The sequence below is a fragment of the Telluria sp. LT2P34 genome (genome assembly GCF_059685915.1).
The window spans coordinates 590,014-605,515 of the sequence record NZ_JCASIN010000002.1 but is presented as its reverse complement, the minus strand read 5'-3'; the positions used below and the strand labels follow the sequence as shown (position 1 = coordinate 605,515).

Here is a 15,502-nt window from a genome sequence, read left to right as displayed (position 1 = left end):
GACTAGGCGAACGAGCGGCGCAGCGCTTGCCATGCATGACAAGCACTGTCGCGCCAGCTCAGGATGTGCACCTGGTCCGCCAGGGCCTGGCGTTCCGCAAGATCCAGAGCGCAGAAGCGCAGCACCAGCGCCATCAACGCGTCGCGGTCGCCCAGCGGGAAATACGCGCCGCCGCGGCCTGCCACTTCCCGAAACACCGGGATATCGGTGGCAATGACGGGCACACGGTGTTGTGCCGCCTCGACAATCGGCAGTCCGTAGCCCTCGGCGACCGACGCGGCCAGCAGAGCCTGCGCCCGGCTGTAGCACAGGTTGATTTCGGCATCGGTAAAGCGCTCGACGAAAAACAGGCGCCGGTTTAATTCTGGATGCTTGCGGACACGGTGCATCAGGTCGTCGACCGCCCAACCCTCCTGGCCTGCCAGGCACAGGCGCGCAGCGCTGCCTTGCGCCCATAGCGCGTCGAATGCGTCGAGCACCGCGGCATGCCCTTTGCGCGGTTCTACCGTTCCCACCATCAGGAACAGCGGGCTGCTGCTGTCCGCCGTCATCGCCGCCACTTCCGGACGGATCGCCTGATCGCGGCCTTTGGGTGCGAGGTCGGCCCCGAGCCGCCAGTATTCCAGCTGCAGCCGGTGCGCCGGCTGCATGCCGTGCTCGTCGATGTAGCGCGCCACGTCGTCGCGCACCGCACCCGAAATGCACAGCAACATGTCGCTGTGCTCGACGGCCATGCCGAACCAGCGACGAAACACGGCCACCAGGCCGGTGACGCACAAATGCGGCATGCGCAGCGGGATCAGGTCGTAGATGACGGTCACGACGCGCCCGCCCAGGCGGCGCACGGTGTCGAACACGGGAACGAATTGTGGATACTGCTCCCACGACGAGTCGATCATGAACAGCAGGTCGCCGGGATGGATGTCGATCGCGCCCTCGGGAACGGCATTGGCTGGATGGCCGAGCAGGCGTGCCGCAACGGCGCTCGCGCGATGCAGGCCGCCGTCTTCCATTTGCACCAGCTCGATCGGCGGCAAGTCGCCCTCAAGCAGGCACAGTTCGCGCGCGATGTTACGGACCACGCGCTGTATGCCGCTGAGAGCATCGGTGCGTGCCAGTTGGGTGACGTCGATGAGCAGGCGTGGAGCACGGCTGCTCATCAGGTTGGCTTGCGCATGGGCAGCGACCAGGTCGATCTGGTGCTTGCCGGGCCGTCGCTGCCGCCAGCTGGCGGCAATGCGCGCGGCGGCGCCGCGCGAGCCGCGCCCGTCGGTGTCCGCGATCAGTGCGGACAGGCGCCCGGCACACTCGGCCGGCGTGGCGCCCGGACCGCCCAGCGACGCCAGCGGCGGCAGGGCCGTGCCATGGCGCCGTCGCAGCTGCGCCGCCGCTTCCGTATCGTCGAGCACGAGGCAGTGCAGCGCTTCGTACAGGCTGCGTCCCGGCGCCGGCGCGCTGCCCGACACAAGCCATGCATGCAGCCCCTGCAGGCCGGCATCGCGCAGCAGCAGGTCCGGGTCGGGCGCCTGCGTCGGCACGGCGCCGGCCGTGCCGTGCAGCCACAGGATGCCCGGCGCGGCTCGCATCAGGTGGACCAGCGCCGGCGACAGCGCACCGGCGTCCAGTACGTACAGCACCACATCGAAGTCATGCAGGCGCGCGGCAACCGCTCCTGCATCAAAGCGCGTCAGCGTGTGATGCTCCTCGAGCGCCGCGAGCACCGCGTGCATCTTCTGGTCACCTGCGCCGCCGGTGACCAGCGCCACCCGCGACGACGCCGCGACGGGCCGCCGGCGCGGCGCCGCGTTCTCGATGGCGTTCCACGCGCGCCGGGCGGTGTCTTCCCAGCTGAAAACGCGCGCGCGTTCCAGGCTGTGACGCGACAGTTCGGCGCGCCAGGCGTGGTCGGTCAATGCCTTTTCAAGGTGGGCGGCGATGCTTGCCGGAGCGGAGGCGTCGAACAGCGCGTCGTCGCGTCCCAGCACTTCAGGAATCGACGAATTGGCGGCCGCGATGACTGGCGCACCGCAGTACATCGCTTCGAGCACCGGCAGGCCAAAACCTTCGTACAGCGACGGGAACACGAACACCGTGCACGCGTTGTACAGCGCAAGCAGGGCGCGGTCGTCGACGCGGCCGGTGACGACGACCTCGTCCTCGCCGAGGCCGGCGCGGCGCATGTGCTCGCCGAAGCGGTCACGGTCGCCAACCTGGTTGACGACGAGCTGGTGGACCCGGCGCAGCGCAGGGTCGAGCCGTGCATAGGCCTGCAGCATGCCTTCCAGATTCTTGCGGTAATCGCCGTTGCCGGTGTAGAGCACGAACGGGCGGCTGATGCCGAGCTCTCGCACCGCCCTGCGGACCTCCTCGCGGTCCGCCATCACCTTGAACAGCGCGTCGGCCGCGCCGCCGATGTTCACCACCCGCTCGGGCGCGATGCCGAGCAGGCGGATCGCATCGGCGCGGGTGGCTTCCGAGATGGCCAGGAACAGGTCGACATGCTCGAAGCTGGCGAGGCGCCGCCTGTACCAGTGGGCGTAGGCCGGTGACGGATCGAGGTGCTGCGCCGGGAACAGCAGCGGGATCAGGTCGTAGAGCACAGCGACGCGCAGTCCGGACGGCAGCACGGCATCCGGCTGGGCCGCCATGCCGCGTTCGCACCATCCTTCGAACGGGCTGGCGCACAGGACGGCATCGGCACGCAGAGCCTGGTAGGCCGCCTGGATCACCGCCGATGCCACGTTTTCCTCGTCCGGATCGTCGGTCCCGGCGGCGCTCATCGGCGGGTGGGTGTACGACGACAGCGCGCCCGGCGGCGCAAGGGCGCCGAAGGCATGGCGCAAGTCGGCCGCGCTGTCGGGATACAGGCCGTTTGCGAGCAGGCGCAGCTCATGCTCGCCGCGCACGGCGGCCATCGCCTTGGCCAGCGACAGGCAGTAGCGCCCGATGCCGCGCAGGCGCGAATCGGACTGGCAGGGGAAAAGGTCGAAAATCAGGCGCAAACGGTCATCCTTTTCCGTGGGGCCGCCGCGGGCCATGCTCGAATTCGTTGAGCAGCAAGGTCTTGAACTGCGGGCCGATCATGTTGTCGGCGTCGATGGCCGGGGGCAGCGCGGCTGCCATCGTATCCGGCAGCGGTGCACCGGCGCGCAGCCATCCTTTCATGCGGCGCGTCAGGGCGGGGTGGCGCGCCGCGAACGCGTCGACTTGGCGGCGCACGCCTGGGCGCTCGCCGAGCTTACCGGCCAGTCGTGCGAGCACCTTGCGCAGCATGGCCGCCATCCGGGCGCGTCCGACAGCCTGCAGCTGGCGCAACGCAGGACCCGGCTGGCGCCGCAAGCGCCCACACCAGCGCAGCAGTTTGGTGCTTTGCCATGAACGGCTGGCGTAGATGGCATCGATCTCCTGCTCCAGCATGGTGGCGCGCGCGATGAAAGCCTGGGCCCTGGCCTGCGCCGGCAGCAGCGCTGTGCGCGCCTGTTCGGCCTCGCGCTGCGCCAGGGCCAGCGCCTGCCGGCCGGCCTGCAGGCGCGTACGCCAGGCCAGGCTCGCATGCTCGGCCAGCAGGGACAGCAAGGCAATCTGATCGCTGCGCACGAAGTAATGGAAGTCGTCGTCGCCGATAGCCGCGAGGTAGCCATGGCGCGTCAGCGTTTCGCGCCAGGGCGGCGCCGGGGTGACAGGCTGCTCGAGCGTTCCGCTTTCCACCAGCACCAGCAGTGGACGGCAAGCACCGGCCTGCCAGCTTTCCAGGGCGCGGATGGCGGCGCCGCCGCGCAGCGCCATCCAGTGCGCGTGCGTCACGCGGGCTTCCGAGAGCAACGCGTCGATGTCGGACCCGCCCTCGGCCACGACCAGCTGCATGCCCTGCCAGCCTGCCTGGGCGAACTCGCGCGCCAGATGCGACGCCTCGACGCCGGCCGGCGCGGCGTCGACATACAGGCCGCTGCGCAGCGTGCGCAGTGCAGCGAACAGCGCGCTATTCTCGTGCTGCGCGCTCATGCGGCGGCGCAATGGCGGTATCGGGTGGCGGACAACATGGGCAGTCGGGTGCGATTCACGGATCGGTATTATAGATCCCAACTGGCCGTGTCGATGACGACGCTGGCGTGGGCAAGGACCGCGGCGTCGCCGGCAGCCGTCTCCGACGGTCCGTCCCCTGTAACACGCACCACATGCCACTCGACACCTGTTCTTCGCAAGTGAGCGAACAGTCCCTCTTCGTTCGCCGCCAGGGCAGGGGGCGAGGGCAGGGCGCTCAACAGGAGATCGCCGCTGCGCAGGTCCGCCACCTTGCCTGCAAAAGGGTGGGGCGGAAACCCGGCAAGCGAGGCGGTGTCCGCGTCGGCATAGCGATAATGCCAGACTCCGCCCTTGCGGCTCAGGATGACGGCTGCATGTTGTGCTCCTGTCTGCGCGCCGGCGGTCGTCGGCGCGAAGCGGCGCGCCAGGGACAGCAATGCGGGCCGTGCACCACAGGCACTGATATCCACCAGGAGCTGGGGTGTTACCAGTGGATCGGGCATCACTGCGATGCAGGACGCCAGCTGGAGCAGGGTTGTGTCGTCTGAGGCCAGCTGCGGCAGCCCAGCCAGGGCATCGAGCAATTCTTCCCGGGCGCGTGGGCGGGACGGCGGGCGGGCGGCGGCCTGTGCTTCCAGGGCACGCAGCGCGCGCTGCGCCGTGCTGTCCCAGGAAAACCGTGCCGCTTGGCGGCGGCCATGTTCGCGCAGGCGAGCGAGCATGGCCGGATCGCCGAGTACCTCGGCGATCTTCGCAGCCATTGCCAGCGGATCGCGCGGATCGAACATGGCGGCTTCAAGGCCGATGACTTCCGGGATGCTGGTGCTGTTCGAGCCTATCGTGGCCGCGCCGCACGCCATCGCTTCCAGCACGGGCAGGCCGAAGCCTTCATGCAACGAGGGGAAAACAAACAGGGTCGTTGCCTGGTACAGGCTGATCAGGTCGCTATCACCGACGTAACCGGTCAGGACGAGGTCCGACGCGGCCAGGCCGCAACGGGCTGCATGCGCCTGAAGCGCCTGCGCATCGGCGTCGGCGATGCGGCTGGCAATCACCAGTTGATGGCGTTCGCGGATGGCGGCCGGCAACAGGCTCCAGGCCGTCACCAGGCCAGGTATGTTCTTGCGCGGTTCGTAGGCGCCGGGTGTGCACATGACCATCGCCCGCGTGAGGCCGAAGCGACCGCGAACGGCTTCGAGCTCGGCTTGCGTCGATACAGCGGGGGCAAAGCTTTCGTCGACCGCAGTCGAAATCGCGACGACGCGTTCGCGCTCCAGTCCGAGCGCCTGGATCGCTTCTTCGCGCGCGTAGTCGGAGATCGCCAGCAACAGCCCGGCGCGTTCCAGCGAAGCGATCTTGCGCATGTAGCACTGCTGCACATAGGGCGAGCCGAGGTAAGTGCCTGGGTTGAGCAGGGGAATCAGGTCGTACAGGATGACGGCCGTGCGCGCGCCATCGACTAAGGCGCCGACCGAACCGACCGCATCGTCGAGGAAACCCTCGAACAGGCTCGTGACCAGCACGATATCGGGTGCAAGCAGGGCGATGAACTGCTCGCGCAGCATCTCCGCAGCCCGGCAGCGCGGGGCGGCGCGCTCGTCCATTTCGGCGATAGGGCCCGGCGTCTCGAAGACGCGGATCCGTTCTGTTGGAATCAGGCCCGCCAGGTCGCCACGCACCTGCATCACCGACTCTTCCAGCGCACCGTTGAGCACGATCCAGATCTCATGGCTGCCGGCATGGCGTACCATTGCGCGCGTGAGCGCCATCGTGTACCGGCCGATGCCGCGAAAGCGGCTGGCGGTTTGCGCACCCTGCAGGTCGATCACGATCCGCATCAAGGCTTCCTGTTCTCGAAATGGCGTTTCAGTTCCTGGTAACAGACTTGCGTCGCTGGCGACAGGTCGGCGCTGTCCTGCGGTACGTGCAGGCACCGCGGCGGCGGCTGCAGGGGCGCGCGGCCGATCAGGGTGTCGATCCGGCGCTCGAGCGCCGGCATCTGGCCAAGCAGGAGGCGGGCCAGGCGTTTCACGACCCCATGGCGCGCTACTGCGCGCGCCAGTGGCAGCATGCCGGCACGCACCAGGTGCTTGACGATGGCTTTCGGATTGCGCTTCATTGCCCGGCCTCGGCCAGTGCGGCGGCAAGGCGCTCGCCGACGGCGTCGGCGCCGGCCGCCAGCAGGCAAACGCGTACGCCGCGCGCCACCCATCGTTCGGGCACGAGCGGCATCGAACGCCCGTCCAGGGCCAGCAGGACGTCACCCGGTTTGGCGTCGACGACGGCGCCCTCGCCGTGCACGGCTGCGCGGCCGGGCAAGTCCGACATGGGAAAGCGGGCATACCGGTAGCGCGCTCCGTCGTGGAGGACCGGCTCGATGCGCCAGCCCTGCGGCGCCTGTCCGCCAAGCGCACCGAGCAGCTCTTGCGCGCCGGCCATGCCGATGTCGACAAGAACCTGGCGCCAATTTCCTCCCGGCCGGTTGGCCGCGATCGCCGACGCCGCCTGCAACAGGTCCGGATCGGGCACATCGGCGCCGAGCGCGGCGATCGATGCGAGCAGGGTGCATTCGGCTTCTTCCCCGCCCGGCAGGGCAGCGTACGGCATCGCAGCGCGTCCCGCGCTACGGCGCCGGTGTACTTCCTCGAAAGCGTCGATGGCGCGCCGGGCACTGGCGTCCCAGGAAAACCGCTTTGCCTGAACCAGGCCGTGCGCACGCAGGTCCGCCTGGCGTGCCGGGTTGTCCAGCACGGCCGCCATGCTGGCGCCGATCGCGCTGCTGCTGGCGGGGTCGAACAGGGCGTCGGCACGGCCGATGACTTCCGGGATGCTGCTTGCGTTCGACCCGATGGTCGGCGCGCCGCAGGCCATGGCTTCCAGCGCTGGCAGACCAAAGCCCTCGTGCAGCGACGGGAACACGAACAGCGCCGTGCAGTTGTACAGGGAGACGAGATCGTCATCGGACACAAAGCCCGTCAGCACCAGATCGTTTTTCGGTACGCCGAATTTTCCGGCCAGCCGTTCCAGCCGGACACGGTCGGCCTCCTGGAGGCTGCACACCACTGCCAGCTGGTAGCGGCTGCGCAGCGCCGGCGGCAGCTTCGCGTACGCTTCGATCAGTCCCTCCACGTTTTTCCGGTAGTCGATCCCGCCGGTGTACATGATGAAGCCGTGCTCGATGCCATGCCTCCCCAACAGCGCCGCGCGCTCCTGCGGCCCCAGTGTGCGTGGGCGGAAGATGCTGTCCACTGCCGACGAAATGTTCACCACACGCCCGGCCGGCAGCCCCAGCAGCTCGATGCCTTCGGCGCGCGCCGATCCCGAGATAGCCAGCAACAGTTCAGCCCGCTTCAGCTGTCCTAGCTTGCGGTGGTACCAGGCCGCCACGTTCGGGTCGCGCAGATAGCGTTCCTTGCGCATCAGCGGAATCAGGTCGTACAGCGTGACCGCTGTGTCGAAGTGCGCATGCTCGCGCGGCACGGAGACGACGGAATTGTCGCTGAGACCTTCGAACAGGCTGGCGACATGGACGATGTCGGGGCGCAGGCTGGCCAGGTAGTGTTCGCGGATCCTTTCGGCCGCGCCGAGGCGCCAGGCATTGCCCCGGTCGATCTCGCGTACCGGAACCGGTGTGACGAAGGTCGAGATGTGGGACTGGGGCAGCAGGCCGTCGAAGCGCTTCCTGATCGCGGCGGCGCTATCCGGATAGTCCTCGTTCAGGACGATGCGCAGCTCGTGCCCGCGGCTGTCACGCGCCATGGCCAGGGCCAGCGCCATCGAGTAACGGCCGATACCGCGGTGCATGCTGGACGCCTGGCAGGCCTGCAGGTCGAGGAGGATGCGCATCGCGACGCGTTACGGTGTACGGGCGTGGTCGATGGCGCGGCGCAGTTCGCGCAGGACCTGGCGCGCGCTGTCGGTCAGCTCGGCTTCGTCCGAGAGCACGACCGGAGGACTTTGCCAGGCGGCGCGCCGTGACTGGCCGACGAGCGCGCGCATGCGCCCGGCGAGCCGGGGAAAGCGGTAGACCTGGCGGCGCAGGAAATCGTCCAGGCGCGGGTGCGCAACGACAAAGGCGACCGCGCCCAGCGCGACCTTCCGGAAGGCCTGGCGCGCCAGAAAAGGACCCTGCGTCATGATCATGCGGCCGGCTGTTGCGCGCAATGCGGACACGACACCCCGTACACATACTGCGGCGAAAGCTGTTCGCGCGGGGTGACGATGGCGCGGCAGGCGAAGCACTGGGTGGTGACGGTCGGCTCGAGTTTCGGGTTGAGCGCGGTGCGGTAGTCGAACACGAAGCAGTCGCCGTGGTAGTGGGCGCCGCCGACGTCCTCGAAATACTTCAGGATGCCGCCCTCGAGCTGGTAGACGTTGTCGTAGCCGATGTTCTGCATGTGGATCGCCGCTTTTTCGCAGCGGATGCCGCCGGTGCAGAAGGTGACCACGGTCTTGCCGGCGAAGTCGTCCTTGTGGGCGGCGATCACTTCCGGGAACTCGGTGAACTTGGCGATGCGGTAGTCGACCGTGTTGTCGAAGGTGCCGACGTCGACCTCGAAATCGTTGCGGGTGTCGACCATCACGACCGGTTTGCCGGCGTCGTCATGGCCCTGGTCGAGCCAGCGCTTGAGCGTGGCCGGCGCCACCGCCGGCGCGCGGCCCAGTTCCGGCTTGATCAGCGGCATGCGCATGGTGATGATCTCGCTCTTGATCTTGACCAGCATGCGCTTGTGCGACTGTTCTTCCGAATAGCTGTACTTGACGTCGATGTCGGCGAAGCGCGGGTCGCTGCGCAGCCAGGCCAGATAGGCGTCGATGTCGGCGGGAAGGCCCGACAGGAACATGTTGATGCCTTCCGGCGTCAGCAGGATCGTGCCCTTCAGGTTCAGCTGCGCGCACAGCGCCTGGAAACGCGGGCGCATGTCCTCGGTGTCGTCGAAGGTGATGAATTTATAGGCGGCGATGTTGACGTAGCGGCCGTCCGCGTGCGCCATTGGAGACGGCGTCGTGTCCGCCGCGTGTTGGGTCGTGGTTTGCATGATTGCCAAGTAACTTGATTTCCAGCTCAATTCTGGTCAGCCGCTATTATAAGCCGTCGGGTTCGGGCCGGATCGCCGCCGCCAGCTGTCGTGCAATCGCCTCCGAGCCGCAGATGATCCTCGAGGCACAGGCCAGCGCGCGCAGGGCAGGGCCGGCGTGCGGGCCAGCCACCCCCAGCTGGACGCTCACCCCGCGCGCGCGCCAGGCCGCCAGCAGGCCGCACTCGAATGCCTGCGCCACGGCCGGGCAGGCGGCTTGCGGCGCATAATAAATGTCGCCGGCGTGGACGTCGACGACCGGCTCGGCCTGCGCCGGCCAGGCCAGGCCCAGCGGGCGCCCGGCGGCATTCCTCGCCTGGCGCAGGCAGGGGACGCTGCCCGTCGTATCGAGGTAGACCGGCTCGATGCGCAGGCCGGCGCCTTCCTGCGCCAGCAGTTCGATCAGCTGGCTGGCGAGCGCCGCATCGGGCGTGGCCCCACGCGAGGCGCTGACCTCGACCAGCAGCCGGCGCCGCAGCGCAGGCTCGTTTTCCGCGAGACTTGCCGCCAGGCGATGCAGGCCAGCTTCGTCCAGCGGGCCGGCCTGCGCCAGGGCCGTGCGCCAGGCCGTATCCGAGGCGTCGGTGGCGTGCCTGGCGCTTTCCAGCGTGGCCAGGTAGAGCGCGGCGCAGCGCTGCGGGCGGAACTCGGCGTCGAGCAGCGCGATCGCCCCCTGGCCGAGCGCGGCGCGCCGGGCCGGATCGCGGCGCAGCGTGTCGAGCGCGGCGGACAGCGCCGTCAGTTCGAACGCGTCGGGCAGGCGCCAGACGGCCTCGGGCGGGAGCTCCGCCATCGACCCGTTGGCATTGACGATCGTCGCCAGGCCGTAGTTCATGCAGTCGAGGACCGCGCCCGAGCTTTCGCCATGCGCATTCGTGCGCAGCTGGACGCCGAGATCGGCCGCCTGCAGGTACTGGCGGTAACTGGTGTCGTCGAGCCAGCCGGCGATGCGGATGTTCGCGTTCGGGCCCGCGCGGCGGATCAGGGCCTCGACTTCCACGCCATAGGGGCTGTCGTGGTTGGCGCCGGCCAGCACCAGCATGCAGGCGCGGTCCCCATGCAGGGAAGACGCGGTCCAGGCGCGCAGCAGCTCGTGGGTCAGTTTATTCGGGGCGACGAAGCCGAAGCTGCAGACCAGGAAGCAGTCGTCGGGAATGCCGAGAGAGGCACGCGCGGTGGCGCGGTCGATGACGGCAGGCGGGGTGCGCGGATGTGGAATGAGGTCGATGCCATTCGCGGCGGCGGGGCCGAACCAGTCGCTTGCCAACTGGCGCGCGTGCCGCGAATGCACGACCGTGCGGGTGGCCTTGTCCAGCACCGGCAGGCTGCACGGCCAGCGTTTGTGCGCCTGCTCGTTCGCGCCCGCCGCTTCGCTCTGCGCCAGGGCCGCGTAGCCGTGCGACGCCAGCAGCGCCTCGCTCCAGGCGCGCGGGTCGGCGCCGCTCATTTGCGCGTGCAGCAGGGCGCCGCCCAGGAAAAAGTCGTGCAGCACGACGACGCCAGGATGGCGCGCCAGCAGGGAGAACATGTGGCTGTGGAAGGGGCTGTTGCCGAACTGGTAGAGCACCTGGTCATAGTCGGCGCCGTGTTCGAGGAACCAGGCGGCATCGCGCACGGGCAGCCCCTCCAGCGTCGGGGGCAGGCGCACTTCCGGCTGGGCGACGACCAGTTCGATGTCGACGTGCTGCACCAGCTCGGCCAGCAGTTCCACGGCATAGGTGGCGACACCGGTGCGCTGCGGCGGCAGCGGCGAGACAAAGGCGAGGCGGGGGCGGGCGCGGTGCGGCCGTAGCGGCCTGCCTTGCAGGTCGCGCAGGCGGCGCAGGATCGCGTTCGCGCGCGGCGACAAGGTGTCGACCTCGCCGTTTCGCATGCCGGCGGCGGCCGGCGGCGCGGCGCTGCCGGAGGCCATCATCGCCCCGTAAGCGCGCGCATATAGCAAGGGGGAGCGTTTCAGAATGCGCAGCGCCAGCTGGCGCACCCGCGGCCGGCGCATGACGGCGCGGGCGACCAGCATCAGCGGCGCAGTCAGTTTGTGCAGCGGGCGGCGCAGTGGACGCGGGCGCGGCGCCGGAGCGGGTTCGGACCCCGTGCCGGCGGCGGCTGGCAGCACGGCGATGACGCACTCGCCCGGCGCCGGTTCCGCCAGCAGCAGGTCCAACAGGGTGACGGGCGCGGTGGGACTGGAAACGGTCATCGCCGCATTATAAGTGCTGTTGTAACGGCACCCGCCGGCGCCGCCGGCGAAGCGCCCGGCGGGTTAAAATACGCCCATGACTTCCCCGACCTTTACCCACCTGCGCGTCCACTCCGAATACTCGATCGTGGACGGTTTGGTGCGCATCGACGACCTCGTCGGCGCCGCCGCCAAGGACCAGCAAGCAGCGCTTGCCGTCACCGACCTGGCCAACATGTTCTGCATGGTGCGCTTCTACAAGGCGGCGCGCGGCAAGGGGATCAAGCCGATCATCGGGGTCGATGCCTGGATCACCAACGACGACAACCGCGACAAGCCCTCGCGCCTGCTGATCCTGGCGAAAAACCGCACCGGCTACCTTCAATTGTGCGACCTGCTGTCGCGCGCCTGGCTCACCAACCAGCACAAGGGCCGCGCCGAGATTCGCGCGGAATGGCTGGAAGCCCTGGCCGCATCCAGCTCGACGCTCGAGCCGGAAGTGAACCAGGCGAACGCCCTGATCGTGCTCTCGGGCGCCTGTTTCGGCGACGTCGGCCAGGCCATCGACCAGGGTGACGTCAATCGCGCCGAAAAGGCGGCCGCACGCTGGGCCGCGCTGTTCCCTGGCCACTTCTATATCGAAATCCAGCGCGCCGGCGCGGCCAACCAGGAAGCGGCCGTGCGCCATTCGGTGGCGCTGGCCGCCCGCCTCGGCCTGCCGGTGGTGGCCACGCACCCGGTGCAGTTCATCCGCAAGGACGAATACATCGCCCACGAAGCGCGCACCTGCATCGCCGAAGGCGAAATGCTGGCCAACGCCAAGCGCGTGCGCCGCTTCAACGAAGAGATGTGTTTCAAGTCGCAGGCCGAGATGGCCGAGCTGTTCAAGGACCTGCCCGGCGCGCTCGCCAATTCGGTCGAAATCGCCAAGCGCTGCAACGTCGTGCTCACCCTCGGCAAGCCGCAGCTGCCGGACTTCCCGACGCCGCCCGGCATGACGATCGACGAATTCCTCGTCGCCGAATCGCAGAAGGGCCTGGTCAAACGGCTCGAGCACCTGTATCCGGACCCGGTCAAGCGCGAGGAAGCGCGTCCGCGCTATGAAGAGCGACTGAAGTTCGAGACCGATACCATCAACAAGATGAAGTTCCCGGGCTACTTCCTGATCGTGGCGGAATTCATCCAGTGGGCCAAGGACAACGGCGTGCCGGTCGGTCCGGGCCGCGGCTCGGGCGCCGGCTCGCTGGTCGCTTACTGCCTCTTGATCACCGACCTCGATCCGCTGAAGTACAACCTGCTGTTCGAGCGCTTCCTGAACCCGGAACGCGTTTCGATGCCCGACTTCGACATCGACTTTTGCCAGGAAAACCGCGACCGCGTGATCCAGCACGTCAAGGACCTGTACGGGCGCGATGCGGTTTCCCAGATCGCCACCTTCGGCACCATGGCGGCCAAGGGCGCGATCCGCGACGTGGGACGCGTACTTGATTATGGCTACAACTTCTGCGACGGCGTTTCCAAGCTGATCCCGTTCAAGCCGGGCAAACCGGTCTCGATCGCCGAGGCGATCGAGGAAGAACCGCTGCTCAAGGAACGCCTCGAGAACGAGGAAGAAGTGCGCCAGGTGCTGGAACTGGCCCAGCAGGTCGAGGGCATCACCCGCAACATCGGCATGCACGCCGGGGGCGTGCTGATCGCGCCGGGCAAACTGACCGACTTCTGCCCGCTGTACACCCAGGGCGGCGATGCCGGCGTGGTGTCGCAGTACGACAAGGACGACGTCGAGGCCGTCGGCCTGGTCAAGTTCGACTTTTTGGGCCTGACCACGCTCACCATCCTGGACCGCGCCGTGAACTACATCAAGGCGCTCGATCCGGCAGAAAGCGATTTCGACCTGGCCAAGCTGCCGCTGAACGACCGGCCGTCCTATAAACTGCTGTCGGATGCGAAGACGGTCGCCATCTTCCAGCTCGAGTCGCGCGGCATGCAGGGCATGCTGAAGGATGCACGTCCCGACCGCTTCGAGGACATCATCGCGCTGGTGGCCCTGTATCGTCCGGGCCCGATGGACCTGATTCCCGACTTCTGCAAGCGCAAGCACGGCGAGAAATTCGATTACCCGGACCCGCGTACCGAGTCGATCCTGTCCGAGACCTACGGCATCATGGTCTACCAGGAGCAGGTGATGCAGATGGCGCAGATCGTCGGCGGCTATTCGCTGGGCGGCGCCGACATGCTGCGCCGCGCGATGGGCAAGAAGAAGGCCGAAGAGATGGCCGAGCACCGCGAGATCTTCCGCGCCGGCGCGGCGAAGGACGGCCTCACGACGGCCAAGGCCGACGAAATCTTCGACCTGATGGAGAAGTTCGCGGGATACGGTTTCAACAAATCGCACGCCGCGGCCTACGCGCTGCTGTCCTATCACACGGCCTACCTGAAGGTGCACCACACGGCCGCCTTCATGGCAGCCAACATGTCGCTGGCGATGGAAGACACCGACAAGATCAAGATCCTGGTCGAGGATGCGATCGATGTCTGCAAGCTCACGCTCTTGCCGCCGGACGTGAACGAATCGCAGTTCCGTTTTACTCCGGAAGGGGAGCCTTTTTCGGTAACGGGCAAGCAGGTAAAGAACATCCGCTACGGCCTGGGCGGCGTGAAGGGCGCGGGCCAGGGCGCGATCGAGGCGATCGTTGCCGCACGCACCGAGGGCGGCAAGTTCAAGGACCTGTTCGACTTCTGCAAGCGTGTCGACCGCAAGCAGATCAACCGCCGCACGATCGAATCGCTGATCCGCGCCGGCGCCATGGACTGCTTCGGCGTCGACCGCGCGGTGCTGCTGGCCTCGGTCACGTTTGCGATGGAAGTGTCGGCCCAGGAAGCGGCCGCCGCCAACCAGGTCAGCCTGTTCGGCGGCAGCGATTCCGACCTCGTCGCCCCACCGGAATACGTGAAGGCGCTGCCCTGGTCCGATCGCCAGAAGCTGTCGGAAGAAAAGGTGGCGCTCGGCTTCTACCTGTCGGGCCACATGTTCGACATCTACGCCGGGGAAGTGCGGCGTTTCGCGCGTACCCGCCTGCAGGACCTGGAACCCTCGCGCGAGCCGCGCATGCTGTGCGGCGTGATCATGGGCGTGCGCACCCAGATGACCCAGCGCGGCAAGATCCTGATCGTCGCCCTCGACGACAAGACCGGCGTAGTCGAAGTCACGGTGTACAACGAGGTGTTCGAGGCGAACAGGAACGCGTTCAAGGAAGACGAATTCCTGCTGGTGGTGGGTAAAGTGTCGGAAGACCGCTTCAATGGCGGCCTGCGCATCACCGCCGAGAAGGTCTACGACCTGGCGTCTTCGCGCATCCAGTACGGCCACAAACTGGAAATGGACCTGGCCTGCACGGTCAGCCCGGCAAAGATCGCCGAAGTCATCGCACCCTACAAGCACCCGGACGGCCTGCCGGTCAGCCTGCGCATCAAGCCCCAGGGCGTCGAATGCATCCTGCAACTGGGCGACGAATGGCGCGTGGCGCCGTCGGACGCCCTGAAACAGGCGCTGGAGTTGACACTGGGAGCAAAGGACGTCGCGGTCGAGTACTAGGGCGCGAGGCTGCGTGGGTGGCGACAGGCCTGATGAGGGCTTGTTAAAATTGCCACTATCGGAAGAGACTGCTCTCTTCCACCTACCGGATTCCTTCACGATGACCATGCACAGCCTGCTCCCTTCCGCCCTGATCGGCGCCGTCGCCAGCGCGCGCTCCATGACGCCCATGGCCACGCTCGCCACGGCCCGCCTTGCCGGGCGCGACACGACCGGCCACCTGGCGCTCCTGAACCGCCCCCTGTTCAAGTACGGTGCGCTGGCGATGGGCGTGGGCGAACTGTTTGGCGACAAGATGAAGTCGGCGCCCGACCGCACGGTCTTCCTCGGACTGCTGGCGCGTGTCCTCAGCGCCGGGATCGCCGGTGCGGCCCTGGCGCCGCCGGGGCGCGAGCAGGCCGGCGCCGCGGTTGCCGTCGCCACTGCCGTCCCGCTGGCGTATATCACCCTTGCCGCCCGCAAGGAAGCGATGGCGGAGATGGGCCAGACCCGCAGCGGCCTGATCGAAGACGCGCTGGTTGTCGCGGCGAGCCTGGCGATCGTGACGCTGGCAACGCGATCGCAGCGGAGCTAGCCAGGCCAACCACACGCGGCTGTGGTGCTTGTGATAATTGTTGAGTTTTTCAACAA

General features: G+C 67.8%; 10 protein-coding genes. 2 read left to right on the top strand and 8 right to left on the bottom strand.

Going from position 1 to position 15,502, the window contains the following annotated elements:
- Positions 1-2: 2 nt before the first annotated feature.
- From AC56KZ_RS08540 to AC56KZ_RS08505, 8 genes are all read right to left on the bottom strand, one after another.
- Positions 3-3,002, bottom strand: a complete 3,000-nt coding sequence (locus AC56KZ_RS08540; RefSeq protein WP_497161724.1) for a glycosyltransferase family 4 protein — start codon at positions 3,000-3,002, stop codon at positions 3-5.
- A 4-nt stretch (positions 3,003-3,006) separates the two neighbouring features.
- Complete coding sequence (locus AC56KZ_RS08535) at positions 3,007-4,002, bottom strand: hypothetical protein (RefSeq protein WP_497161723.1); 996 nt, start codon at positions 4,000-4,002, stop codon at positions 3,007-3,009.
- 68 nt (positions 4,003-4,070) lie between these two features.
- Positions 4,071-5,861: a glycosyltransferase family 4 protein gene (locus AC56KZ_RS08530; RefSeq protein WP_497162125.1), complete on the bottom strand. Its 1,791-nt coding sequence runs from the start codon at positions 5,859-5,861 to the stop codon at positions 4,071-4,073.
- Positions 5,861-6,142 carry a hypothetical protein gene (locus AC56KZ_RS08525; protein ID WP_497161722.1) on the bottom strand — a complete coding sequence of 94 codons (282 nt, stop codon included), beginning with the start codon at positions 6,140-6,142 and terminating at the stop codon, positions 5,861-5,863. The genes AC56KZ_RS08530 and AC56KZ_RS08525 overlap by 1 nt, the downstream gene beginning before the upstream one ends.
- Entirely contained in the window at positions 6,139-7,869 is a 1,731-nt protein-coding gene (locus AC56KZ_RS08520; protein WP_497161721.1) for a glycosyltransferase family 4 protein, read from the bottom strand. Before AC56KZ_RS08520 ends, AC56KZ_RS08525 begins: the two co-directional genes overlap by 4 nt.
- Positions 7,870-7,878: 9 nt before the next feature.
- A complete protein-coding gene (locus tag AC56KZ_RS08515; protein ID WP_497161720.1) occupies positions 7,879-8,166 on the bottom strand; it encodes a hypothetical protein in 288 nt (95 codons plus the stop codon).
- Positions 8,163-9,062 carry a sulfurtransferase gene (locus AC56KZ_RS08510; protein WP_497161719.1) on the bottom strand — a complete coding sequence of 300 codons (900 nt, stop codon included), beginning with the start codon at positions 9,060-9,062 and terminating at the stop codon, positions 8,163-8,165. Before AC56KZ_RS08510 ends, AC56KZ_RS08515 begins: the two co-directional genes overlap by 4 nt.
- Before the next feature lie 46 nt (positions 9,063-9,108).
- The gene (locus tag AC56KZ_RS08505) at positions 9,109-11,298 is read right to left on the bottom strand and encodes a glycosyltransferase family 4 protein (protein WP_497161718.1); all 2,190 of its coding nucleotides are present in this window, start codon (positions 11,296-11,298) and stop codon (positions 9,109-9,111) included.
- 76 nt (positions 11,299-11,374) lie between these two features.
- Here AC56KZ_RS08505 and dnaE point away from each other — a divergent pair, with 76 nt between their 5' ends.
- Entirely contained in the window at positions 11,375-14,872 is a 3,498-nt protein-coding gene (dnaE, locus tag AC56KZ_RS08500; RefSeq protein WP_497161717.1) for a DNA polymerase III subunit alpha, read from the top strand.
- Positions 14,873-14,972: 100 nt separating this feature from the next.
- Positions 14,973-15,446 (top strand): hypothetical protein, encoded by a 474-nt coding sequence (locus tag AC56KZ_RS08495; RefSeq protein ID WP_497161716.1) that lies wholly within the window; start codon positions 14,973-14,975, stop codon positions 15,444-15,446.
- Positions 15,447-15,502: the final 56 nt, after the last annotated feature.